The 25,840-nt window shown below is 44.4% G+C and carries 15 protein-coding genes; 9 read left to right on the top strand and 6 right to left on the bottom strand.

Annotation, left to right across the window (positions count from 1 at the left end):
- Positions 1-31: 31 nt before the first annotated feature.
- Entirely contained in the window at positions 32-1,060 is a 1,029-nt protein-coding gene (locus H4W00_RS00865; protein ID WP_209955546.1) for an RluA family pseudouridine synthase, read from the bottom strand.
- Between the two features lie 1,140 nt (positions 1,061-2,200).
- Between H4W00_RS00865 and H4W00_RS00870 the strand changes: the two genes are divergently transcribed.
- Positions 2,201-6,823, top strand: coding sequence for an Rne/Rng family ribonuclease (locus H4W00_RS00870; protein WP_209955548.1), 4,623 nt, complete (start codon positions 2,201-2,203; stop codon positions 6,821-6,823).
- 112 nt (positions 6,824-6,935) lie between these two features.
- On the opposite strand, the gene H4W00_RS00875 is transcribed toward H4W00_RS00870, so the two are convergent.
- Entirely contained in the window at positions 6,936-7,856 is a 921-nt protein-coding gene (locus H4W00_RS00875) for a DUF808 domain-containing protein (protein WP_209955550.1), read from the bottom strand.
- Between the two features lie 578 nt (positions 7,857-8,434).
- Here H4W00_RS00875 and H4W00_RS00880 point away from each other — a divergent pair.
- The 5 genes from H4W00_RS00880 (at position 8,435) to H4W00_RS00900 (ending at position 14,568) form a co-directional block, all read left to right on the top strand.
- A complete protein-coding gene (locus H4W00_RS00880; protein WP_334684982.1) occupies positions 8,435-9,220 on the top strand; it encodes a DsbC family protein in 786 nt (261 codons plus the stop codon).
- Between the two features lie 127 nt (positions 9,221-9,347).
- Entirely contained in the window at positions 9,348-10,703 is a 1,356-nt protein-coding gene (locus tag H4W00_RS00885) for a homoserine dehydrogenase (RefSeq protein ID WP_209955553.1), read from the top strand.
- A gap of 158 nt (positions 10,704-10,861) precedes the next feature.
- Entirely contained in the window at positions 10,862-12,043 is a 1,182-nt protein-coding gene (locus H4W00_RS00890) for a thiolase family protein (RefSeq protein WP_209955556.1), read from the top strand.
- 798 nt (positions 12,044-12,841) lie between these two features.
- Positions 12,842-13,690, top strand: coding sequence for a DUF2382 domain-containing protein (locus H4W00_RS00895; RefSeq protein WP_209955558.1), 849 nt, complete (start codon positions 12,842-12,844; stop codon positions 13,688-13,690).
- Positions 13,691-13,851: 161 nt separating this feature from the next.
- Positions 13,852-14,568: a YsnF/AvaK domain-containing protein gene (locus H4W00_RS00900; protein ID WP_334684830.1), complete on the top strand. Its 717-nt coding sequence runs from the start codon at positions 13,852-13,854 to the stop codon at positions 14,566-14,568.
- Positions 14,569-14,679: 111 nt separating this feature from the next.
- Here the strand turns inward: H4W00_RS00900 and H4W00_RS00905 are convergent, their stop codons facing one another.
- Together H4W00_RS00905 and secA are read right to left on the bottom strand one after the other, a co-directional pair.
- Positions 14,680-15,210, bottom strand: coding sequence for a hypothetical protein (locus H4W00_RS00905; RefSeq protein WP_209955560.1), 531 nt, complete (start codon positions 15,208-15,210; stop codon positions 14,680-14,682).
- 409 nt (positions 15,211-15,619) lie between these two features.
- Entirely contained in the window at positions 15,620-18,439 is a 2,820-nt protein-coding gene (gene secA, locus H4W00_RS00910; protein ID WP_209955562.1) for a preprotein translocase subunit SecA, read from the bottom strand.
- Between the two features lie 326 nt (positions 18,440-18,765).
- On the opposite strand from secA, the gene mutS reads away from it, so the two are divergent.
- The 3 genes from mutS (at position 18,766) to H4W00_RS00925 (ending at position 23,347) form a co-directional block, all read left to right on the top strand.
- The gene (mutS, locus tag H4W00_RS00915) at positions 18,766-22,029 is read left to right on the top strand and encodes a DNA mismatch repair protein MutS (protein ID WP_209955564.1); all 3,264 of its coding nucleotides are present in this window, start codon (positions 18,766-18,768) and stop codon (positions 22,027-22,029) included.
- A 94-nt stretch (positions 22,030-22,123) separates the two neighbouring features.
- Positions 22,124-22,447 (top strand): ferredoxin FdxA, encoded by a 324-nt coding sequence (gene fdxA, locus H4W00_RS00920; RefSeq protein ID WP_209955566.1) that lies wholly within the window; start codon positions 22,124-22,126, stop codon positions 22,445-22,447.
- Between the two features lie 198 nt (positions 22,448-22,645).
- Positions 22,646-23,347, top strand: a complete 702-nt coding sequence (locus H4W00_RS00925; protein ID WP_209955568.1) for a hypothetical protein — start codon at positions 22,646-22,648, stop codon at positions 23,345-23,347.
- Between the two features lie 202 nt (positions 23,348-23,549).
- Here the strand turns inward: H4W00_RS00925 and H4W00_RS00930 are convergent, their stop codons facing one another.
- Both H4W00_RS00930 and H4W00_RS00935 read right to left on the bottom strand, forming a co-directional pair.
- A complete protein-coding gene (locus H4W00_RS00930; RefSeq protein WP_209955570.1) occupies positions 23,550-25,046 on the bottom strand; it encodes a fused MFS/spermidine synthase in 1,497 nt (498 codons plus the stop codon).
- Positions 25,047-25,322: 276 nt separating this feature from the next.
- The gene (locus tag H4W00_RS00935; protein ID WP_209955572.1) at positions 25,323-25,685 is read right to left on the bottom strand and encodes a prepilin-type N-terminal cleavage/methylation domain-containing protein; all 363 of its coding nucleotides are present in this window, start codon (positions 25,683-25,685) and stop codon (positions 25,323-25,325) included.
- Positions 25,686-25,840: the final 155 nt, after the last annotated feature.

Raw genomic sequence — 25,840 nt, forward strand, 5'->3', positions numbered from 1 at the left:
CAATCACTGCTAAAACCCTAAAACAAGCGGCTTATACTTTTGGCAGCTCAACGTCTGCTGGCAACAAGGCGGCGATATCTTCTGGTAGCGGTGCAATAATCGGCTCATAACCTGGAATATCCAAGCGCCATGCGTGTAGGCACAGACGATGGACACCTGATTTGTCATGGACATTATATTTATTATCACCCAAAATGGCGTGACCGATATGTGCGAGATGCACCCGGATTTGATGGGTGCGTCCAGTCAAAGGCTTGGCTTCTACCAGACTTACCGGCTGACTGGCAACCATAAACCGGCCATGTACCACAATATCGGTTTGGCTTTCTTTAGCTTGCGAGTCTTGAGGATCAACTTTGACCCGGCGCTCACCACTAGCGACTGTATAGCGCAGTAACGGCGCATCAATACGCTGCTCGTTCATTGCCGGCTGCCCTTTTATTAGGCACAAATAATGCTTTTGGATAGTTCTATCGATAAGATGCTGTTGTAAGCTTTTGAGCGTCGAGCGCTTTTTAGAGATCATGAGCAACCCTGAGGTGTCTTTATCAATACGGTGGATCAGTTCTAAGTATTTTTTATTCGTCACTTCACGCATGGCTTCAATAACACCAAAGTCAAGTCCACTACCGCCATGTACGGCGATGCCTGAAGGCTTATTTAATACGATCAATCCATCATCCTCATAGACCACGCGCGCCAGTAAGCTTTTGGCAAACTCAGTACTGATAATCGGCTTATCACGGGTGGCTAACTTTACAGGGGCAATCCGCACAACATCTTCACGATGCAATCTGTCATGGGCTTTGCAGCGCTTGTTATTGACTCGAATCTCATCTGAGCGAATCATCTTATAAATATGCGGTTTCGGTAAGCCTTTTAAGCGATTAAGTAAGAAGTTATCCACTCGCTGATCGTGCTGATGACGGGTCACTTCAAGATAATTAACTTTTTCGAAGTTACTTATCTCATCGTCAGCGCTTTGCGGACGGGTTTTACTATTAAAGATGCCAGGGGCTTCATGGACGGGTGCGTCGGTAATCGTTTTAGAGTTTGTCATTTTTAGTTAGGTATTTACACAAAGATTTGCTATAGTTTAGCATGTTGAGCGCCAATTGCGCATAGGTTGCGGCAATAATCCTCATTGTTTCAAGTAGCCCCTTGCCATCTTTACTACTTGCTAGTAACGAGGTAAATACTATATACCATGCTAGATTGTACGTTTCATCTAATTTTTAAGGCAAAATGTCTGATAAAATATAGCATAAAGCCTAACAACTGGTATTTATACCACAGATAATCGTATGAATAACATGAACAAAATGTCCATTTATCAAGCGATAACAACATACAAATTACTCATTTAGCGCATGACCACGACTTGATTTGCATATTTTTTGCAACGTTAATTGGCAAGCGCAGTTGAGCAAGTGATGATAGCTTGATGTTAGGAATGTACCGTTGCCTGAAATTGGCGGCCAAACAGATAATGATATTTGAATGACTTTTAGATAAGTGACACGATATTAGATAAGTGCCACGATGCCGTGCTAATAAGCCGGTTACTTATCCTGTTTGCCAAGTACGCCCCGTTGAATGACAGCGCAGCAACACCCTAACTACAGCTTACACTGGTATTAATGATATTTAAAAGATAGAACGATAGATAAAGAGGCTAAACCTAAATAAGTTAACCTGGACCAATGATAATTTGTTTGCTCATTTTGGCTATGTAATAATTTTTATAGCGCCAGCGTTATAAAGACCTTGATATTGCCACCCTGTCTTAGCAATAAAAGCAGGCCTTACCTCTAATATAGGCTTACAACTTATATCAAAGATAAGTTTAAAATATTGGCTTGCTACTTGAGCTATGAGTATTGAGAGACAATTATTTAACGCTTAGGTTTTATACCTAACCCGTTTTTTGTCCTTATGACAAATATGAACTAAGCCATCGCAGCCTTACAAACTGTCTGGTCTCATTGAACAGTCTCAACAACGAATTTAGGTTGACAGTTATAGGTTAAAAATAATGAGTAACCGTCACACAAACGAACCATTATAAAATAGCCATTTTAGTTTATTTATTACCTTTTAAATCGCTTCTAATATCTACAGCTAATCTTAATATTAGCCCTGCTTGCTGCTGCCACGAAAACAGTCTTGTCGTTGTTATGCGTACTCATAGGATACTATTATGAAACGCATTTTAATCAACGCCACTCAAAACGAAGAAATTCGTGTCGCCTTATGTAAAGGCAATCACCTGTACGATTTTGATTTAGAAAACCGTACTCGTGAGCAGAAAAAATCTAATATTTATAAAGGCCATGTCACTCGGGTCGAACCTTCGCTTGAAGCAGTATTTGTCGAATATGGCTCACAGCGCCAAGGCTTCTTACCTATTCGTGAAATTTCTGCTGAATATCTCAGTGGTAATCCACGCGACGAAAATATCAAAAAACTGATCAAAGAAGGCGATGAACTTATCGTCCAAGTCGAAAAAGAAGAGCGTGGTAATAAAGGCGCTGCTCTGTCAACTTACGTCTCTTTGGCCGGCCGTTACCTAGTATTAATGCCCAACAACCCTCGTGGTGGTGGTATTTCACGTCAAATCTCTGGCAAACTTCGTGAAGATATGAAGCGTATGCTGAGTAATCTAGATTTAGCGAAAGGTATGAGTGTTATCATTCGCACGGCAGGTATCGGTAAAACTCAAGAAGACTTGCAGCACGATTTGAACCATTTGCTTAATATCTGGCAAGCCATTCAAGAACAAAATCAAAAATACCCATCGCCACGTTTAGTGCATCAAGAAGCAGGCGTTGTCACGCGCGCGGTACGTGATTACCTACGTGATGACATCGCTGAGATTTGGATTGATAACGAAAACGCTTATATTGAAGCCGCTGGTTTCATTGACGCGGTAATGCCAACCCAAGCGGAAAAGCTGCGTAAATATACCGACTATGAGCCCATGTTTTCGCGCTTTAATATTGAAAAACAAATCGAAACTGCTTATCAGCGTGAAGTACGTCTGCCCTCAGGTGGCTCGATCGTTATTGACCAAACCGAAGCATTAGTCTCTATCGACATCAACTCTGCTAAATCGACTAAAGGCTCAGACGTTGCCGAGACCGCTTATCATACCAACCTAGAAGCGGCTGATGAAATCGCACGCCAGCTGCGCCTGCGTGATATGGGCGGCCTGATTGTCATTGACTTTATTGACATGAATGACAACAAGCACCAAAAAGAAGTCGAAAAACGCCTGATTGATGCAACTAAATATGATCGTGCGCGCGTCCAGTTTGGGGATATCTCTAAATTTGGTTTGATGGAGATGAGCCGTCAGCGTCTGCGCCCATCATTAGAAGAATCGACTGGCTATATTTGCCCACGTTGCCATGGCAACGGTATGATTCGTGATTTGCGTTCATTATCGCTATCCATTATGCGCCAGATTGAACAAATTGCCCTAAAAGAGCGCCAAGGTGAAGTACAGGCCGAAGTGCCTACTGACATTGCAGCATTCTTGTTGAACGAAAAACGTGACAGTCTAGTCTACCTCGAACAAGACAGTGGTACCCGCATCACGATCTTACCGCATGCGCATTTGGAGTCGCCTAACTTTAAGCTGCACTTTAACCGTGATGGTTTTGCCCCGACCAGTTATGAACGTATTACCGACACTCAGCAACAAGAGCACAGTGATCTTGGCTATAACGTTGACTGGCAAACTGCGGAAAAAGAACGCCCTGAACAGCAGCCGACCCGCCAACCACGTCAAGTATCGGATACTGAAAATAGTCGGTCAACTGGCCAGCAGAGCAGCCGAGCACCGCAGCCAAATAACAATCAAAATGATAACCAAAGTACTAATAACCAAGGTACTAATGGCCAAAATACCAACAGCCAAAATACCAACAGCCAAAGCAATAACGGCCAAAGCAATAACGGTCAAACGGCTAATCAGCACCCTACTCCTGGTAGCAATGACCAACGCAACCATAACAATGCGAATGAGCAGAACTCGACAAACCGTACAGTACAAAACAGTAACGCACAAAATAACCAAGCACAAAATAACCAAGCTCAAACTAATCAGGCGCAAAGCAATCAGGCGCAAAATGCTGCTCCTGTCGCGGCTCAGGCCGCTATCTTAGACACTGCCGCCAAGCCACAAGCCGTCGCTTGGCTGTCCAATCTATTTGCTCAAGCACCGCAAGCACAAACAGCGCATAGCGTCAGTAGTCGTGATGCCGCTGAAGCCATCGAGGCACTAGTCAATACTGGCGCACAAAGCTTGGGCTCGTTTGGTCAAGTCGATAGCAATGCGTTGAGCAGTGCTCAGAGTTCATCAGCACCACAGACCAGCCAGCCTAATGGCAATAAACAGTCAGATAGTAAACAGTCAGATAGCAATGCTAATCGTCAGCAAGCGCGCGGTAATAACACTACTAATGACAACAGTAGTAACATTAGTAGCAGTAGTACTGGCAACAGTAACGTCGACAGTAGTAATCCTGATGACAACAGCAATGACGATGATAGAAGAAGACGCAAGCCACGCAAGTCAAGATCTTCTAAACCGCATCAAAGAAGAGATCAGCGCGATGAGACGGCTAGTAGTGATAGCAGCGATACCGACAATAAAGCAGAAAGTGACAATAAGATAGATAGCAGTAACGCTAGTAGTAACAGTAATAAACAGTCGGACAGCAACGCTAATCGTCAGCCTGACAACAGACGCAATAGCGATCGCAACCGTAACAATCGTCAAGACAATGGACGTAGTAGTGACGAGAGCGCGCGCAACGACTCTGATCGTAACAGTGCAGCCCGTAATGACGCCAATCAGCAAGACAGCAGTTCGAGCGAAGAGCAAACCCGTGCTAAGCGTAAGCCGCACAGTCAACGTAGCTCACGTGGCCAACTTGAGCGTGGTGAGACCTTAACCGCTGATGCTAATGCTAAGCAAGGTGCACAACTAGCGACTACTGAGGCTACCAGCAGCAAAAGCCAGCCTAGCGCTCGCCGCAACCAAGACCCTAATGAAGTGACGTTGCAGGTCAGCGAAGCGTCCGCCAAACTCAAGCCACCAGAAGTGGTACATTTATCCTTAGATGATAGTAAGTCTGGACAGGCGTCGCGCCACTCAGCTGGGAAACAAGTCGTTGACAAGCAAAGTACTGCCACGCAAAGCGTCGACAGTGCTCTAGCAGAAAATGCTCTAGCAGAAAGTGCTGCACTAGAAGCTAATAAAGCCGGCCAGCAAAGCACTGATCAACAAAATACTGATCAGCAGCAAGCCGATACGGATAGCAAAACTGTCGGTAGCTCGCAGGCTGTCATCACTCAAGCTGAAAGCACTCAAGTTGATAATGATAGGGTTGAAGCGACGAAGGACGACGTTACTAAAGATGCAGCACCGTCTAGCGTTTCTGAAGACAGTAAAATCAGTGACAGTCAAGTTACGGACAGCAAACCGATTGTAGCTGAGCAACCAATGTCTGATACTGATACTGATACTGGTACTGAGAGCCCAAGTCCAGTAGCAGCTCAAGCAGAGACGCTACCAGCTGTTCCTGAAAGTCGTCAGACTAGCGATAATAATACGGTTGAGGTCATTGCTACTGATGATGCTATCAATACTATCAATAGCCCGGCAGCCAATAACGTCGATAGTAGCGCCCCGCTTGAGCTTACTCATGAGGCCTTATTTTCTGAACATTATGTGACGGCTAATAAGTTCGGTCAAGCCAGTAATGACCCACGTGTTGTACGTAGCCAGCAGACTCAACCACAAGCGACACCAGTGGTATCAGCAGGTCAGCAAGCAGTGGTAAATGTACCAGCTATTCGCGGTACGGTTGGTGAGTTTATTCATGCGACCTTACCAGAGGCGCAAGCGCGCTTGACAGATGAGGGTGTGATTAACTGTTTCATCGCTGCTATTGCGCTGCACACATCACAAGCTCAATCTACAGCTGATAACGCTGCTGTTGATAGTAATAATGCTAAAAATGACGAAGCTGATAACAATAACGCTGACTCCAGCTATGTCAATTTAAGTCACTTCAACTTTAGCAACTATGGCTATCAGCCACTGACAGCTGATTATCTGTCACGCTTTGAGGTGATGACTCAAGCCGTCAGCCAATTTGCCGCAGTGCAAGGTAAAACAGCCGTTGAACCGCGTGCGATTAGCAAACGCGCTGGCAATGATCCCCGTGGTCAGCATTCTGACTATCAAGAGCCGCAACAGGAGCAGGCTGTATTAAATGTTCCTAGTGACGAGGTGAGTAGTGCAGATGTGCCTGCAGAGCAAAATGAGCCACGCAGTCAAGATAATGCTCAGCATCAAGACTCTGTTGAAACAGTTCATAAAATCGATGCTCATGATGTTGAAGCGACTGCACTAGCCAGTGAGGCGCAGGCAGATGATATCAGTGCTGATAGCGAGAAACAGCTACATCTTGATCAAGATTACGACGTGACAGCTGAGGCGGATGACGTTGTACAAGCGGAACAACCTCAAACTGATCAGTCGCTAGTAGAGGAATCTGCCAAAGAGGACAGTCAGGTAAACAAGTCAAAAACGACCATAGCCAGTTATAAAAATATGATCGAAAATGTGGCTGAGCAATTATTGCCGCAAATGGGTATGTTTAATTTAACGACTCCTAAAGTACCAAAGGCACGTAGTCGTAAGCCTAAGACTGATCATAAAAAACCCACGCAAGCCGAAAAAATAGAGTCTGGTACTGATAACCTAGATAGTTCAGATAACTCAGATAGCTCAGATAACGGAAGCTAGTATAATCAGTCTAAAAGCAAAAGCCCCAAAGTTGTCAGCAACTTTGGGGCTTTTTTATACTTGACTGAACGTGTTTTAATCAGCTACTTATTTAATGGGCAGCAGGTGCGTCTTAGCCTTTATTTCGTATTTTACCAATGACAGTAATAATAGCAACCACTATTACACCGACAATTAGACCAACCAGGCCATTTAATAACATAGTGGTCGCACTCTCAAAAACCCCTGTTAGATGTGCTAAGTCTTCTACGCCATGCTCTAAAAAGCCAATACCATGTACTAAAATACCACCACCGACTAAGAACATCGCCAGCGTACCGGCAATCGATAAAAACTTCATCAGTTTTGGCGCAGCAGCCAGCATGAATTCACCAAGCTTACGCGTACCCGCACTAGCATCTGGCTTCTCGATCAAATGTAGGCCGGCATCATCAATTTTTACAATACCTGCAACTAGGCCATAAATACCGACAGTCACCACAATAGCAATAATCGATAGTACCACCGCTTTTTCTAAGATACCGGCCCCAGCTGCTGTTATTGCACCTAAAGAGATGACTAAGATTTCAGCTGATAAGATAAAATCGGTACGAATCGCCCCTTTTATTTTTTGCTTTTCAAAGGCGACCAAATCGACCGTTTCATCGGCGTTGGCTTGCCGGCGCGCATTTTGCTCTTCATCATGCGGCAATAAGGTAGGCCAAAACTTATGAATGACCTTCTCCGCCCCTTCGTAGGCCAAAAACAGCCCACCGCACATTAACAATAACGTCACTAACGGTGGATAGACGGTACTTATTAATAAAGCAGCGGGCACTAAAATCAATTTATTAATAAAAGAGCCTTTAGCGACTGCCCAAATGACAGGCAGCTCACGGCTGGGCTTGACACCAGTCACTTGCTCGGCGTTGAGTGCTAGGTCATCGCCTACCAAACCCGCTGTTTTTTTAGCCGCCACCTTAGTCATGACAGAGACGTCATCCATCAATAGACTAATGTCATCAAGCAATAGTAATAGACTGCCACCTGCCATGGGGTCTCCTTAGTATAAGTTGGTTTAAATGAGTGGATATCAAATAACGAGCGTTAAATCTAATAGTTATAGACTATACAATTTCTTGTAGATTACCTAGACACGTAATCATATAACATAGCAAAAATGTATCTTGTTTTTTATTATGAAGCGTCACTTATGATGTATTTAGAAAGATGAGCAGACAGCTTTTGGCTGTCATTTATGAAAATATGTTAATATAGAGCATTTTATCTCAATCAATTATGCATTTTTTAGTATCAAAAACCATTTAAAACGATCCATCAAGAAGCGTTTAATTAGCAACATCATTTAGCAACATCATTTAGCAACATCATTTAGCAACATCATTTAGCAACATCATTTAGCTGCATCATTTAGCTGCATCATTTAGCTGCATCGTATTGTCACCTTTATTTATCAGTCGTTCTAACCCTTACCTTGATGCTCTTGTCATGTACACACGATTGGGCACGCCTGCCTATAGGAAACGTCATATGTCCTTCTCACCTTTTTCTAATGCTACTGTGAAAACGTCTACCAAAAAACCGGCGGGTAATAATTTATCACGCGCCTTAATGAGTGGATTATTGGTCATGGTTGCCGCTGGTTGCTCTAATAACGCCGCCGATGCTACTAGTAGTAGTAATACTGCGATTGTAAACAGCGCACAAGCAAAGACCAGTATAACAACAGCAGAAGGTAACGACGCTGCCGTGGTTAAGGCCTTACAAGCCAATTTAAAAACCTCAGGTATTGAAGAAAAAATTCTCTCAGCAGTGCCAACGGATATGGATGGTATTTATTGGGTGACTGCCGAAGGATTACCAGCGTTTTTTACTGACAAGTCAGGCAAACATATTATTCAAGGGCAAATTATCGCTGTTGGACAAGGCGCACCCGTTGATATCAGTGGCGAATTAGTCGCCAATACGGCACGAGATGCGCTAAAAAAAGTCGATAAAAAAGACATGGTTATCTATCCGGCAGCAGGTAAGACCAAAGCGGTGGTTTACGCCTTTACGGATGCTGATTGCGGTTACTGTCGTAAATTGCACGAAGAGATGGATGACATCAACGCTCGCGGCATCGAAGTACGTTATTTAGCATGGCCCCGTAGTGAAGAAACCATTCCAAAAATGGAGGCCATTTGGTGTAGTCAAGACCGCAACGCGGCGATGGATCAAGCCAAAATGGGGGCCAATGTACAGGCACCTAGCTGTAGCAACCCCGTTCAAGCACAAATGGCACTTGGAAGAGCCTTGGGTGTACGCGGTACCCCTGCTATCTTTACTGAGTCCGGACAGCAGGTGGGCGGTTATCTACCAGCGGCGGAACTGGCACAAGCCGTAGGCGCTAACTAATCAGCGTGCGACAGTGAGTAGACGCAACAAATGCTTGTCGGTATGATAAGATAAAGCGCTATGCAAAATCTGCAGCACCCTTTTTGTCTATATTTTTTATCCACCCATTTAATCTCTTGAGGATACTGTGAGTAAATCCATCAAACTAGCGATACTTGGCCTAGGTACCGTCGGTACTGGCGTGGTCAATCTAATAAACGATAATTTAGGCGAGCTAAAGCGTCGCAGCGGACGTGATATCGTCATTACTGAGGTCGGTACGCGTCGTCAGCGTGACGATATTGACCCTAATATTATCCAAAACAGTGATTTAATGGCAACCGCCGCCAGCGATAACGTCGATATTGTGATCGAATTGATTGGTGGTACCACGCTTGCCAAAGAGGTCATCATGCACGCCATCAGACATGGCAAACATGTGGTCACTGCCAACAAGGCATTACTGGCTGAACATGGCAATGAGATTTTTGCCTTGGCTGAAGCAAACCAGGTGCACGTTGCTTATGAAGCGGCCGTTGCTGGTGGTATTCCTATTATTAAAGTAATGCGTGAGGCCCTCGCCGCCAATAAAGTCGATTGGCTGGCAGGTATCATTAATGGTACGGGCAACTTTATCATGACTGAGATGCGTGATAAGGGTCGTCCATTCGAGGATGTGCTTCAAGAGGCGCAGGAGCTTGGCTACGCAGAAGCGGATCCTACTTTCGATGTTGAAGGTATTGATGCTGCGCACAAACTGGCGTTACTGGCTTCTATCGCCTTTGGTATTCCTTTACAGTTCGATAAAGTCTACTGCGAAGGTATCAGAAACATCACCTTGCAAGATGTCAATTATGCCGAAGAGCTGGGCTATCGCATCAAGCATGTCGGCTTTGCAGTTCGTCGTAACAGTACTGGTGATGAAACCAGCAATGATGATAATGCGGGTATCGAGCTACGTGTACATCCAACGCTAATTCCACAAGATACCCTGTTGGCAAATGTAAATGGGGTCAAAAACGCAGTATTGGTGAATTCGCATCCGCTTGGTCAGACCCTATATTATGGTGATGGCGCCGGTGCCGGTGCCACGGCCTCTGCCGTGATGGCGGATGTCATGGATTTGGTACGGGTTTTGGGATCTGACGATCACAATAATCCCGGCAACAACAGCCATCATGTACCACATTTAGCCTTTATTCCTGAGCAGCTATCTAATACGCCCATACTACGCGCTGAGCAAATGATTACCGGCTATTATTTGCGCGTACATGCTTATGACAATCCAGGTGTATTGGCCGATATTACCCGTATCTTGAGCGATGCCGGCATTAATATTGACGCTATTTTACAAAAACCTGCTCATAAAGTGGGCCAGGTTCCGGTGATTATTTTGACACTACCGGTGGTTGAAAGCCAAATGAATTTAGCCATCGAAAGAATTGAAAAACTGGCTACTGTTACCGATAAGGTAGTACGCATTCGTTTAGATGAGCTCGCTTAAGATAATAACGCGCGCTTGATTTTGACTCTCTCGTGCTTGCTTTTTAATCATCCAATGTGGATGATGATAGTTACCCGCTAAGAAACTGGGTATAACAGGGTGTTAACTTATTTATTGATAAGTTTTTAATTAAAACAGATAAACAAGGAAGAATAACGATGTCGAATGATGCGATTGTAATTGTTAATGGCGCACGTACCCCAATGGGTGGCTTTCAAGGCGCTCTCAAGGATGTTACTGCTACCGATTTAGGCGCTACCGCTATTAAAGCTGCTGTTGCCCGCGCTGGTGTTAGCCCTGATAGTGTTGACGAAGTGATTATGGGTTGTATCTTGACCGCTGGACTTGGCCAAGGTCCTGCTCGTCAAGCCATGCGTAAAGCAGGCCTGCCAGATACCACGGGTGCCGTCACCATTAATAAACTGTGCGGCTCAGGACTCAAAGCCGTTATGCAAGCCCATGACGGCATCAAGGCCGGTAGCTTCAATGTGGCGGTCGCCGGTGGTATGGAGTCTATGACTAATGCCCCTTACCTCATGCCAGGTGCGCGCGAGGGTTATCGCATGGGCCATAAAGAAGTAAAGGACCACATGTTCTTAGATGGTCTAGAAGATGCTGAGACTGGCAAGCTTATGGGGCAGTTTGCTCAAGAAGTCGCTGACAAGAAGGGTTATACCCGTGAGCAAATGGATGACTTTGCGATTGAGTCGCTCAATCGTGCGTTGACCGCTATCAAAGACGGTCACTTCAAAAATGAAATTACCCCGGTTACTTTTAAGACTCGTAAGGGTGAAGCAACAGTCGAGACTGATGAAGAGCCTGGTCTTGCCAATGCTGAGCGTATTCCAACCTTACGCCCTGCGTTTGCCAAAGACGGTACGATTACTGCAGCCAATGCCAGCTCAATCTCAGACGGCGCGGCAGCGGTCGTCTTGATGAAAGAGTCACAAGCCAAATCTGAAGGCCTAGAATATCAGGCACGCATAATTGCGACATCTTCAAACTCGCGTCACCCAAGCGAATTTACTATTGCGCCAGTTGGCGCTGTCGAAAAAGTATTGGCCAATGCAGGCTGGTCAGTTGCAGATGTCGATCTGTGGGAAATTAATGAAGCTTTTGCGATGGTGACTATGCTGACCATGGACGAGCTAAAAATTGAACACGCTAAGGTTAATATCGAAGGCGGCGCTTGTGCTCTTGGTCATCCAGTCGGCTGTTCAGGCGCACGTATCTTGGTAACCCTGATTAACTCGCTAACACGTACTGGTGGCAAAAAAGGCGTCGCAACCTTATGTATCGGTGGTGGTGAAGCAGTAGCTGTGGCTATCGAACTGGCCTAAACCTTTAGCTCGCGACCAGACTCATCATATAATGAGTTTTGTCGCAAACTATATTAATGAAGTCTTATTGATTTAAGATAGATTAATAGGGCTCAAGATATCGGTATCGCTAAAATACCTTGAAAAACGCGACGGTACTGCTGGTATAAGCTTTTTGCAGCCTCTGTCTGCGTAGGCACAGCAAGCAAGAAAAACGTATGCCAGCAGTACGTTATGTATCGATATTACTTTTCAGTGACTATAGTTGATTGTTAGAATCAAATAGGACCGCATTGTCAGCGTACAATGCGGTTTTTTTGTACCCGCAGACTTATCCTCGCGTAAGGGTGTTGCACTATGCTCCTACCTTAAGCTTATAGGTAAGTATTTTGGTAGCTGAAAGCTTGTGTACTGAAACTTTATGAGAATATCAAGAATAGTTTGCATTGTAAAAAAGCGTTAACTTGTACCTATGCGATATTATTACGCTTACAGCCCATTACACAGATTTACGTCAGATGCACACTTTGCTACTTGGCTTATATATCTCATTTAAAAAACCAATGTTACGATAATCATAAGGTGCAAGAGCAGCAGCTAATGGTAATTCTTTAAATATTATAATTTTCTCAGCTGTCGCATTGAACTTTTAATAGCAAAAGCAAATAGAAAAATCAAATGACTATTAAGTGTTTTATAGGAATGTTCAATAATACATTGATAGCTAGCGTTAGATTTTGACGCAATTGTTTTACGTTTTATTTTTATTTTTATTTTTATTCAATGACACCAATTTACTTACATAAAAGGAAGACAATAATGAGCCAACTCATTCGTTTACAAGACATTCAAGCGACTCATCGCGACCTAATCGGTGACGATTATTACGATCCAACAGGCAAAACTGCTTATGGTGCTAATGAAGAAAAAATAGGTAAGATCGAGGGCGCACTAGTAGAAGACACTACTGGTCGTATCCGTTATTTAATTGTTGATGCCGGCGGTTGGTTCAGCTCAAAAGACGTGCTGGTACCCGCAGGCTTGGCACGTATCATTGGTGACGATGTATTCTTTGACAGCCTGACTGAATCACAAGTAGAGGCAATGGAAGTATACGATCACGACTATCAGTACAGTTACAAAGAGCAGTACGAAAACGATCGTAAAGCATTCGTTGCAGACACAGTTCCTACTGAAGAACGCATGGAAATGCAAGATACTGATTACAATGCACCAAATACTCTCGAACTATTAGAAGAGCGTCTGACCGTTAATAAAGACCACATTGTCGCAGGTTTAGTAAAAGTAGGTAAGCATGTCGTTACTGAAGAACGTAATGTTGAAGTTGATCTAGAAGAAGAGCATGCTCACATTGAACGTACGAATGTCGATCGCCCAACAGATCGCCGTATCGGGGATGTGGATGGTAACGAGACCATTGAAGTCGAGTTAGAAGCTGAACGTGCGCGTGTTAGTAAAGAAACTTATGTTGCAGAAGAAGTCAACGTAGGCAAAACGACTGAGCGTCGTACCGAGACTATCATTGAGACTATCCAACGTGAAGAGTTAGATATTGACCGTGATGGTAACGTTGTAGACCGTGAAGGTAATATTATTGACCGTGATGATATCACTGCTGACGACGTGCGCCGCGCTCGTGGTATGTAATGAGTAGCTACTATTAATAACCATTATTAATAACGACGTCTAGTTTATAAATTAAGGTCAGAGTGGGTCTCTGACCTTTTCGAGTGGGCAGCCAATAACTCATATTTAATAACTCATATTTAATAATTAATACTTCACCGTTAATAATAGGGACTACAATCATGAGTACTGATCATAATAACAATGACGTCAACCAAACCACTGCTAGCTTATCGCCTACTGATGTTGATAATGTTAATACCGTAAAGCATGATGATCCTAGTATCAACCAGAATGCTGATAGCTTGACAGAGTCACCTAACTTAATAGAATCACCTAATTTAATAGAGTCGCCTAATTTAATAGAGTCGCCTAATTTGACAGAGAACGCTGCTGTTAGTACTATCAGCAAACAAGGTACCACCAATTATCTAGAACTGTTAGAAGAGCGCCCTGTGGTCAATAAAGAGCGTTTAGACGTTGGAAAAGTGACTGTTACCAAGCACTCGCGCACTAAGATGATTGAAGTGCCTATTGAGCTGGTGGAGGAATATATCACTATTCGAACCGAATATAACGATGCCGAGAGCCAAGATTTATTATCGGGCAATTACGATGACCAAGATATCTTGCGTCACGTTGAACCCTCATTAGACAGCAAGGCGGTGGTTACCATCAACGGTAAGCAAGTTGAGATTGGTGACACCCCAGTGGAAATCGTCTTATCGCGGCAAGTGGCTACTATTACGAAAGACACTTATGCTATCCAAGAAGTCGAGATCAGTAAAACCACCCATACCCATACCGACAACATTACAGTCGAGCTCAAGCATGAAGAGCTAGACATCACAGAAGAAGGGTTTTTGCAGCATGAAGGTACGCGTACTCATAATAAATAAGTGAACCTTTAGGAACGATGTAAAAATCAAGCACGAAAAAAGCAACGCGAACGTTGCTTTTTTTATGGCCGTTATAAAAATTAGGCCGTGGAATATAGCTCATTCAGCCTATTAGGTTTTATTACATTCGTAAGTGTTTATATCGGCTTCATCTGCACCCGCCGTACGCATTACGCCAGTTGCACGCTCTTGATGAGCCACACGCCATTGGGTAGCACCTTTACTGCCATCAAGCGCGGTCGCTACTTCAAACATTTCAGGACTGCTACTGTCATTGGTTTTGGTTAGCATCAAGGTCCCTTGCTCTGTTGCCAATACCACTTGCTTGTCTGCGTCTTTATAAGTCGCTTCGATTTTAAGCTCAGGTGAGCACAAATACGTTATCTGAGTCACATCGGTATTTACCGTGGCAACCGTATCCTCTTGCACTTCATTTAACGAGGCATCCTCATTAGTGACCACCACATTATTAGGCTCAGCAGGTTCGGCCGACATAGGAACTGACTCTTCCGCATTAATGCTGTCTTCTAAACTGGGCTCAATCTCTGATTGCTGTTGGCAAGCGCTAAGGCCAATGGCACTGACCAATAAACTGGTCACAAATACAGAAGCGCGCAGTTGTTTTGATCGTCCTAGATTCATGTTTTTCTCCTATATTAAGATGCTAAATACTATAGCGTGTCCACATATACACGCCTATGTCGAAATTGTAAGCAGGGACTACAGAGTACCTCATAACTGCTGTGGCAGTTGCCGCATTAACGTTTGCATAATGCCAAACCACTTGCCTATTTTGCCCAACACCTAACTTGTCAAGCGCCTTGCTTGTCAAATATAGTTAAAATACCTTAAACACGCTAGGGTACTGCTGGTATAAGCTTTTTGCAGCCTCTGTCTGCGTAGGCACAGCAAGCAAGAAAAGCTTATGCCAGCAGTAGCTTATGTATCGATATTACTTTTCATTGACTATACCTGATTTATCAGTATAAAAAAGTCCCTGTCTACAAGAGGTAGCGAGGGACTTTTTTATTATGGGACGATCTAATAATGATTAAATCTTACCGTGACACTGCTTATATTTAAGCGCAGAACCACAGGGGCAAGGCGCATTACGACTAATATTCATACCCGCATAAGGGTTCGATTCAGCAGCAGCTGCCCCAGCTCCCGCACCTGCTGCACCAGCAACATTGACGCGCATCTGACCATTGGCACGTGCGCCTTGGTTTTGATTGTGTTCGTCTGGTTGCGACTCGCCTGCTGCCATCATATCTAGGCTATCTAGATTATCGACATCACTGTGCTCAAACTGCATTTGCATTTTTGCCGCATCTGAGCGTTGTTGCGCTTCTAATGCCTCTAATTCTACTTTAGTCGGGATATGGACGCGTGACAAGTCTTGGACGGTCTCAGATTTAATGGCCCCGAGCATCATTTGGAACAGCTCAAATGACTCGCGTTTGTATTCTTGCTCAGGATTCTTTTGCGCATAACCGCGCAAGTGGATGCCTTTACGCAGTTGGTCCATTTGCGTTAGATGGTCTTTCCAGTGCTTGTCTAAACTCTGTAGCATAAAGTGACGCTCAAGTTGAGCAGCACTTTTGTCACCCATTTGCTCACGGCGACCGTGATAATGTTCAAGGGCGGTGTCGATAACTTTCGCACGTAGACCTTCTTCGTCCAGACGACGGTCTTCATCGAGCCAATCATTAACCGGCATGGTTATTTTAAACTCACTGTCAAGCTCGTCTTCAAGTCCATCAACGTTCCATTGATCATCGACCGAGCCTGGCGGGATGAACTGGCTGATCATGGCGTTATAAACTTCACCATGCATGATTCTGATGGCTTCTAGCAAATCCATATCAGCGAGTAAATCATCACGCTGACCGTAAATGACTTTACGCTGATCATTGGCCACGTCATCATATTTTAGTAGGTTTTTACGGGCATCAAAATCGCGACTTTCAACCTTACCTTGCGCATTTTCAATCGATTTTGAGACCATTTTATGCTCAATAGCTTCGTCTTCTGTCAGACCCATAGCGCGCATCATATTGACCACGCGATCACCGGCGAAGATTCGCATCAAGTCATCTTCTAATGATAAGAAGAAACGCGACATACCTGGGTCACCTTGACGGCCGGCACGACCACGCAGCTGATTGTCAATACGGCGCGACTCATGACGCTCAGAGCCAACGATGTGTAAGCCACCGGCATCGACCACTTGGTCATGCTTCACTTTCCATTGGGCTTTTAGGCGCTGCATTTCTTCTGGACCGACTGAGTCTATATCTTCAATAAAAGACTGCCAGTTACCACCCAAGATAATGTCGGTACCACGACCAGCCATGTTAGTAGCGATGGTCACTGATTTTGGGCTACCCGCCTGCGCGATAATTTCTGCTTCACGCTCATGCTGTTTGGCGTTCAAGACGTTATGCTTAACGCCTTCTTGGTCCAGTAAATACGATAATTCTTCACTGGCTTCAATGGTTGCCGTACCTACTAGTACTGGCGCACCTTTGGCCTGAATCTCTTTAATCTCGCGGATGATACCTTTGTATTTACCTAACTTGGTTAAGAAGATTTGATCATCCATATCTACCCGAGCAATCGGCTCATGAGTCGGAATCACAATCACGTCTAAATCATAAGTCGATTTGAATTCTGCCGCTTCGGTGTCAGCGGTACCCGTCATGCCTGACAGCTTGTTATATAGGCGGAAGAAGTTCTGGAAGGTGGTGGTCGCTAGGGTTTGGTTTTCGGCTTGAATCTCAGCGTTTTCTTTGGCCTCTACCGCTTGATGCAGGCCTTCTGACCAACGACGACCGGGCATGGTACGACCGGTGTTTTCATCAACGATGACTACTTCGCCTTCATCAACGATATAGTGAACGTTTTTGACAAACACATGATGGGCGCGAATAGCGGCTTGTACGTGTGCTAATAATGGCAAACGGCTGGGGCTGTAAAGGCTTTCATTTTCGCCAAGCTCACCGACTTCAATTAAAAAGCGCTCAATTTTCTCATAGCCTTTTTCACTGATTTCAATCTGGCGGTTTTTTTCATCAATCCAGAAGTCTTCTTCTTCATTATTCTTATTGGCTTCTTCGTCTTTTGAGCGAATCAATACCGGAATAATAGTGTTAATCAAGGCATACATCCGTGATGAGTCTTCGGCCTGTCCTGAGATAATCAGTGGCGTACGTGCTTCATCAATCAGGATGGAGTCAATTTCATCAATAATACAGAAGTTCAGAGGACGCTGCTTTTTTTCGCCTAGGCTAAAGACCATATTATCGCGTAGATAATCAAAGCCGTATTCGTTGTTGGTACCGTAGGTAATGTCGGCCTGATAAGCATCTACTTTTTCTTGCGACGGCTGCTGTGAATAAATGACCCCAACTGTCAAACCTAAGAAGTTAAACAGTGGACGGTTCAAATCCGCATCACGGGCAGCCAAGTAATCGTTGACCGTAACTAGATGCACGCCTTTGCCGCTGATACCATTCAGATAAATAGCCAAGGTCGCCATTAAGGTTTTACCCTCACCAGTCTTCATCTCAGCGATTTTGCCTTCGTGCAAGGTGATACCACCAATCAGCTGCACATCGTAATGACGCATGCCAGTGATACGTAGCGACGCCTCGCGGCAAACCGCAAACGCTTCAGGCAATAGCGCATCTAGGCTTTCGTCTTTTTGGAAACGCGCTTTGAGCTCTGCTGTTTTTTGTTGCAACTGCTCATCAGACAGGGCTTGTATGCCAGCCTCTTGTGCGTTGATCTTGCTGACCACTTTGCGCATGCGCTTGAGTTCTCGGTCATTTTTGGTGCCAACTACACTGCCTACAATCTTTGATAACATAATTTTTAACCTATGGAAATATTCGATAATCAGCACATAGTCATCAAAGGCCTGCCTGCCGCCTTTTTATCACTCGACTAAGTATCACCCAATTAAGTGTGCCGTCATTATATATGGTTATCGCGCTGAGGGATACAAGAGCAAGGGGCAGATATTTGTCCGCATCAAAACCCAGTTAGTCATGTTAAAATAAGCTTTATTGTTGCCTTATTTTTGTATTATTTTTAACGATTTATATCAAAAATATAACGGCGATAGCCAATAAAATACTGGCGTTAAGATTCATTTAAAACACCCATTACGCTCAGAAAAATAAGAGACCCTGCATGACTGCTAAGCCATCTGTTCAAAACCATTCTTCCTTGACACTTACTGCATCAGAGCATGATTTATCAAAACCAAAGACCTCTGAGCAGTTAACCATCGGCGCTGCGGTCTATAATTTGGCTGACCATACCCCAATGATGGTGCAATACCTAACCATGAAAGCCAACTACCCCCAAGCGATGCTACTATATCGGATGGGCGATTTTTATGAGCTATTTTTTGACGATGCCAAACGCGCCGCCCAACTGCTAGACATTACTCTTACTCGCCGTGGTACCGATAAAGCCGGCAACACTATTGCGATGGCAGGCGTACCCTTTCACGCTGCAGACAGCTATATGGCGCGACTGATTGCCGCTGGACAAACGGTGGTGGTCTGTGAGCAAATTGACGAATCCGCTGCTACTTCACCCGCTATCGGTGATAAAAGTAAAAAGAATAATGACAGTAGTAAAGGTAAGCCGGCCACCATCATGCGCCGAGAAGTGGTCAAGACCCTCACTGCAGGCACCATTACCGATGATGCGCTGATTGCCCCTAACCATACCCCTACTGTGGTTGCTATTGATATTGCCAGCCCTAAAGCCAGTAGCAATCAGCCGTTACAGGCGGCAATCAGCCAAATGGACTTGGCCGCAGGGACATTGACCACGCAAACGCTAAGTACAGCCACTGACAAAACAGCTGAAAGTGCTAACAATGGCATTAGCGACCTACAAGCGCAGATGCTTACCGTGTTAGCTCGCTTTGCGCCCAGTGAATGCATTGTCAGCGAAGCCATCAGTGAAGAATGGTTGCTGTGGCTACGCAGTAAGCTCGATTGTCCCATCATAGAAGTAGCCGCCACTGACTTTCATCGCGACCATGCAGCAGCGACACTATGTCAGCAGTTTGAAGTGCAACGACTTGATGGTTTGGGTATTGCTGATGCACCACTGGCTCAATCCAGCTGCGCCGCTCTGATTCATTATGCTAGACAAACTCAGCAGCGCCACGTGCCACAAGTTAACCAGCTGATTGTTGAAAATGGCGACGATTATCTGATCATTGATGCCAATAGCCAGCAGAACCTTGAACTGTTCACACCAGTTAGCGCCAATGGCACCTCATTGATATCTGTGCTTAATCATTGCAAAACCGCAATGGGACGCCGATTATTAGTACAACAAATGAAACGTCCATTACGTCAACATGCCCGAATCAATCAGCGCTTGGATGCCATTGCCAGTCTATTAACTACAGATAATAAGACGGACTATGCGCCAGTTGATTCGGATAATAGTCGTTCAAATAACCACCTTTTAAACCATACTGCTTTAAATAAAACCCCTGCAGGTCATAAATCTTCAGGTCATAAACTAGTCGCGCATCTACGCGAGACTCTAAATGCGATTGGTGATATCGAGCGTATTAGCAGTCGTATCGGACTCATGAGCGCCAAACCGCGCGACTTACGTAAGCTGGCCGAGGGTATTGTCAGCAGCGAAAACCTAACTACCCTGCTGACCGAATCCAGCATTCGTCCTGAGCATGATGGCTTATTACCGTCGTTGATGCAGCAATTACCCGCGCAGTTACCAGCCGTACAAGCGGTGGCTGACTTGATTGAACGCGCTATTATTATAGAGCCGCCTGCCCATGTCCGTGATGGCGGTATGTTGGCAGCCGGTTTTGATGAAGATCTTGATCGCCTCACCCATCTTCATGACAATATCCAGGCGACGCTTGATGAGATGGCAGAGCGCACTCGGCAAGCGCACCAACTACCAAGCTTAAAAGTAGGCTTTAACAAAGTCAGTGGCTTTTATTTTGAGTTACCCAAGATGCAAGCCAAAAACGCACCTGGCCATTTTATCCGTCGGCAAACTCTCAAAAGTAGCGAACGCTTTATCACTGATGAGTTAAAAGAAGTCGAGACTGAGTATCTCAGTGCACAGACTTTGGCGTTGGCGCGCGAAAAGCAATTGTATCAAGAAATTCTCACTACTCTCAGCAGCCATTTAGCAGAACTGCAACAGCTCAGCTCAGCCATTGCCCAACTCGATGTCCTCAGCAATTGGGCCCAACTCGCCATTACCTATAACTGGCAACGTCCAATCATGACCAGTAATCTAAAAGGCAACAACTCAGAAAACCAAGGCTTAATTAATAAATCTTCAGCAGAGACTGACAAAGCTTATAAACACAAACATAGCCCTAATCAGAACCAAATTGAGTTTCACAGTGCAACCAATATCGACATCAGAGCCGGTCGCCATGTGGTGGTGGAAGCAGCGTTCAATCCAAGCAACCATAATACCGAACATACCAGCCATTTCGTGCCCAATGATTGCCAGCTGGGTAGCGAGCAACATCCTGAACGACTGATGATTATCACCGGTCCTAATATGGGTGGTAAATCGACCTATATGCGCCAAACCGCACTGATTGTTCTACTCGCTCATTGCGGTAGTTTCGTACCAGCAACTCAGGCGCATATCGGTGATATCGATCGGATCTTTACCCGTATTGGCTCGGCAGATGATTTGGCTGGCGGTAAATCAACCTTTATGGTCGAGATGATTGAGACCGCCAATATTCTGAATCTAGCTACTGATAAATCACTCGTGCTGATGGATGAAGTTGGACGCGGCACATCAACCACTGATGGACTGGCTATTGCTCATGCCTGTGTCAATCGACTCTTAGAAATCGGCTGCCTGACCTTATTTGCTACTCATTATTTTGAGCTGACCCAATTAGGCCAAAACCTTAGCAGTCGTTTTGCTGATAACAATGGTGCCAATACTAACAATAACAGCAAAAGTGATAACAAAGATAATGGCAAGCAGGACGGCATCCGTAACGTGCACGTGGCAGCAAGCGATATCGACGGACAATTGCTGCTACTGCATCAAATTCGTGATGGCGCGGCAAGCTCCAGTTTTGGACTGCATGTGGCGAAAATGGCGGGCATTCCTACCCAGGTGCTTAGTGATGCCAAACGCTATTTAACAGAACACTTGACACCTGCACAGTCTTTGACTGATGACAAAAATGACTTAGCTAAGTCAAGAAACGATGAACGTCAACCCAGTACTCGCAATAATGAGACTATCGGCGCTGTTACTACTCGTGTGCAACACGAAGCATCAATCTATAATAATAAACAAAAACAACTGCTTAGCTTATATAATAAACTCAACGACCTTGATCCTGACAGCCTAACGCCCAAACAAGCCCATGATCTGCTTTATAACCTTAAGCAACTCATCAATCATTAAATGGGTTTGTTAAATGGACGTAAAAGCGCTAAAATATGCCTTATTTTCAATCTATTTTATTCATACGCCGAACCAATAACAGGTAGACATCAATATGACCTTTGTCGTTACAGATAACTGCATCCTTTGCAAACACACCGACTGTGTGGAAGTCTGCCCTGTGGACTGCTTTTATGAAGGACCTAATTTCCTAGTCATCGATCCTGATGAGTGCATCGACTGCGCACTATGCGAGCCTGAATGCCCTGCCAATGCCATATTTTCTGAAGATGAAGTGCCGAAGGGTCAAGAGATATACACTGAGCTCAACGCAGAGCTGGCACAAAAATGGCCAAACATCACAGAAATCAAGGAAAGTATGCCAGATTCTGAAAAGTGGGATGGTGTCGAAGGTAAGTTGCAGTATTTAGAGAGGTAAGTAAAAACTGATACTGTTTAATCTCTCAAGATAATAAAATAACCACCTAACGGCGATATGCTGCTGGGTGGTTATTTATTTGCTATGATGGTTGCGGCTTTAGCCCAGCATTCTTTACCTTGCATAACCTAGCTGGGCAGAATGTCTAACCCACGCTCGAAAAAAACTCAAGCTCTTCTGATAATGGAGCGGTATAAGATGACTATGACTAATCGCACTTACACGCCTATTGCCTCAACAGCTGCTAAACGCCATCTGCAAGGCTTATTGGACAGTGTCAATAGGCCTGCCGAATATCGCACGCACATGACAGCGCTTGGTGAACTGCTCGCCTCTTATACCGTTACCCTATTGCCTCATCAGCATAATGAAGAGACGTTGATTATCTCAACTGCTGAAGACGCCGACTTTTTGCAGCGCGGTGTGGCAAGCGTTTTACATGACCAAAACGTACCTACTAAGCTTGCTGTCTTTTGGAACCATCATTATCAGCTGCCCAATCGGACGAGTGTCGCGCCTATTGTTCATAAATTTATCCAGTCAGGATATGAGACCGCTACCAATATCATCATAGTAAAGTCGGTAATGTCAGGCAGTTGTGTGGTTCGTACCAATTTGATTGAGATGCTAGAAAACATAAAAAACATTGAGAATATATTTATCTTGACGCCTGTGGCTCACACGCAGTCGGAAAAAAAGTTGAAAGCTGAATTTCCGAATGCTATCTCGGATAAATTTAAGTTTATATGTTTTGCCATCGATGAAGAACGTAGTCCAGCAGGAGAAGTTATCCCCGGTATCGGTGGACAAGTCTATGAGCTGCTAGGACTTGATGATCAACCGGTACTCAGTGCTTATATGCCTGACGTGGTAGAAAAACTAGCTTTTGCAGATATATGATAGCGTTCTTGTGTTGGCTTAATATTTGTTTGTAGGCTATGGCTTTTGCTATAGCCTTTTTTACGTCGTTGAATTTGATAAAACTAACCACACCCTACAAAACCGCGCAATATTATGGCTATATTTTATTAAATATTGACTATAATAATATTACAACTGCTCGTCACATTGATAAGTCTATAATCACTACCTAGCCAACGACTCACAAGCTCTCAATGGATCGATAGTAGTATCTATCCAGTCTTGGTAGATCATCGGTATGTACCTTTTGACTTTTATTAAAAAACTCCGCTTGAGTCAGCTTTTGACTGCCCGGACAGGCAAAATTGCATAGCATGATGTTTTGCAAATCTGTACTGTCATTCCTGGTAAGTACATAGGCGCTATCGCCAAAAACCTCATGCCAGTTTTTAAAAAGTGTTTGAGTGTAGCCGTGCTCTTTGATTGGCTGTCCTATTATATTCGCCATGATATATTTGCTGTTTTTTTTAAATTGGGTGAGGGCCTCAAGGGTGTATAAATTACTGGCGACATAGCGACCTTGAAAGGCATCGATAAGCATAAAATCATAACGAGCGTCGCTATTACGGGTCAAATAACCTCTAGCATCATCACCTATGAATTCAATATTGTTGGCTATAGATGCCTTTAAAAAATGCGCTTCGATAATGTCTGGTAAGTCTTTGTCGATATCGATGACGGTGAGTGCCATCTCAGGGTTATGATGCGCCACTTCGCTCGGCGTTCCCATACCCGCCCCGCCTAAAAACACTAGGGTGTCAGGCGCTGTTTGCTCGATAGCGGCTACGGTGATCTTGCCATACCAGTGACAGTTTTTTTTAGTTAGATATATCCAGCAGCTACTGGTCGTCTGTCCGGGCTTATCGGTAATCGTGACCGCTTGCTGATTATCTACAATGATTTCATCAACAAACCAAGCGCCTGTCGAGGTCTGATAGCCGGTATCGACTTTATTAAAAAATATAAAAACGCCCGTTATTATCACCGCTGAGATGGCCAGTAAATTATTTTTGCTATGTGTCAGCTCACTGATAGGCTCATCACTGTGCACTTGTACAGCAAGCCGAGTACACAGATAGGCACTTAGCGCCAGTGCCGTTATAAATAGCGCCAAGCTGCTCGTAAGGCCGATGTAAGGCAACAATAAAATCGGTGTTAGTGTTGAGCCAAGCACACTACCAACCGTGGTAATCGCCACCATCATGCCTGCATTTTTGCCAGCATCCACGCCGCTGTTGCCGTCAAGATTCTTATATTTCAATGACAAAAACTGGGTAATCAGCGGAATAGCGGTCGAGCCAAACGCTAGCCCCACGCCAAATAGCAGCCCGACACCCATAGCCGCTATAATAGGACTGCTGGTACTCGAGGTCATAGCGGCTAGTAATGGCAGTTGAACAATACAAGCGATAGCATGAGAAATAGCAGATAGCGACAACACATGGCCCGCCTTTAATAAGGCTTGCCTTGGGGTTTTGATATCTTGCGATAAACGTCCGCCATACCAGTAGCCAACTGCTATTGCAATCAGTACCATCGCCAATATGACGCCGGTGATAGAGATGGACGAGCCAATATAAGTCGCTGATATCCGAATCGCATAGATCTCGATACCGAGACCGGCAAAGCCTTCGAGTAGCGCGATGACCAAACATATCCCTAAGACTTTTCTTTGCATAAAATGACTCATCAGCGTGACAACTATTTATACAAGGAGTTTACACTATGTTAAATGGGCAGGATGATGCGACTTACTATTTATAGCGTTCAATTATTAACAAAGCTTGAAATATGAAGAAAGCCAAACGTTAGGTTTGGCTTTCGAATACTGAGATTAGCGATGTTGTAGGCTGCTGCTTTAGCCCAGCATTATGATATTGCAAAGTTATGAGCTGGGCTAAAGCCACAGCCTACCTCCTTGCCTACGCTCTCTGTTAGAAAAAAAGATAAAAATTTAAGGCAATACGCGACAAGGTGCTCCATTAGGAATATCGCATTCAATTTGAGCGTTTAAAGAAGATTTGACAGTAGCTATAATTTTTTGTTGAGTATCCAACGTCCAGCCTGTGGCATCGGTAATAGACTGACAGGCACCTGTAACCGGTGCTACAGGAAGTGTGCTATCGTCTTGGTCATTTAGTGTATGGAAAACCTTATTACTATAGCCTTTAACTTCTAACAGACAGGCACCACTCTGAGCATTTCCAACGTATGAACGATAGCTTGGTATGGCAATAGCTGCCAAAATACCAATGATAACGACTACTATCATGACTTCTATTAGTGTAAAACCATCTTGAGTCTGCTGGAAGTCCATAAACTATCATAAATATATTTAATTAACACTACACAGCAGTAACCATGCCAAAACTCTCATTTATTTCTATAAAATTATGATTATCAAACAATAAAAAAAGCTAAACATGACGTTTAGCTTTTTAGGTAATATGTAGCGTGTTTGGACTATGAGCT

Source organism: Psychrobacter sp. PL19, assembly GCF_017875835.1.
Classification (GTDB): domain Bacteria; phylum Pseudomonadota; class Gammaproteobacteria; order Pseudomonadales; family Moraxellaceae; genus Psychrobacter.

Bases quoted from the DNA above. Each gene is read 5' to 3' on its own strand.
- H4W00_RS00905 (WP_209955560.1), bottom strand. From the start codon at position 15,210: ATGAATCTAGGACGATCAAAACAACTGCGCGCTTCTGTATTTGTGACC.
- H4W00_RS00900 (WP_334684830.1), top strand. From the start codon at position 13,852: ATGAGTACTGATCATAATAACAATGACGTCAACCAAACCACTGCTAGC.
- H4W00_RS00890 (WP_209955556.1), top strand. From the start codon at position 10,862: ATGTCGAATGATGCGATTGTAATTGTTAATGGCGCACGTACCCCAATG.
- H4W00_RS00935 (WP_209955572.1), bottom strand. From the start codon at position 25,685: ATGGACTTCCAGCAGACTCAAGATGGTTTTACACTAATAGAAGTCATG.
- H4W00_RS00865 (WP_209955546.1), bottom strand. From the start codon at position 1,060: ATGACAAACTCTAAAACGATTACCGACGCACCCGTCCATGAAGCCCCT.
- H4W00_RS00875 (WP_209955550.1), bottom strand. From the start codon at position 7,856: ATGGCAGGTGGCAGTCTATTACTATTGCTTGATGACATTAGTCTATTG.
- H4W00_RS00930 (WP_209955570.1), bottom strand. From the start codon at position 25,046: ATGCAAAGAAAAGTCTTAGGGATATGTTTGGTCATCGCGCTACTCGAA.
- fdxA (WP_209955566.1), top strand. From the start codon at position 22,124: ATGACCTTTGTCGTTACAGATAACTGCATCCTTTGCAAACACACCGAC.
- mutS (WP_209955564.1), top strand. From the start codon at position 18,766: ATGACTGCTAAGCCATCTGTTCAAAACCATTCTTCCTTGACACTTACT.
- H4W00_RS00870 (WP_209955548.1), top strand. From the start codon at position 2,201: ATGAAACGCATTTTAATCAACGCCACTCAAAACGAAGAAATTCGTGTC.
- H4W00_RS00895 (WP_209955558.1), top strand. From the start codon at position 12,842: ATGAGCCAACTCATTCGTTTACAAGACATTCAAGCGACTCATCGCGAC.
- H4W00_RS00880 (WP_334684982.1), top strand. From the start codon at position 8,435: ATGAGTGGATTATTGGTCATGGTTGCCGCTGGTTGCTCTAATAACGCC.
- secA (WP_209955562.1), bottom strand. From the start codon at position 18,439: ATGTTATCAAAGATTGTAGGCAGTGTAGTTGGCACCAAAAATGACCGA.
- H4W00_RS00925 (WP_209955568.1), top strand. From the start codon at position 22,646: ATGACTATGACTAATCGCACTTACACGCCTATTGCCTCAACAGCTGCT.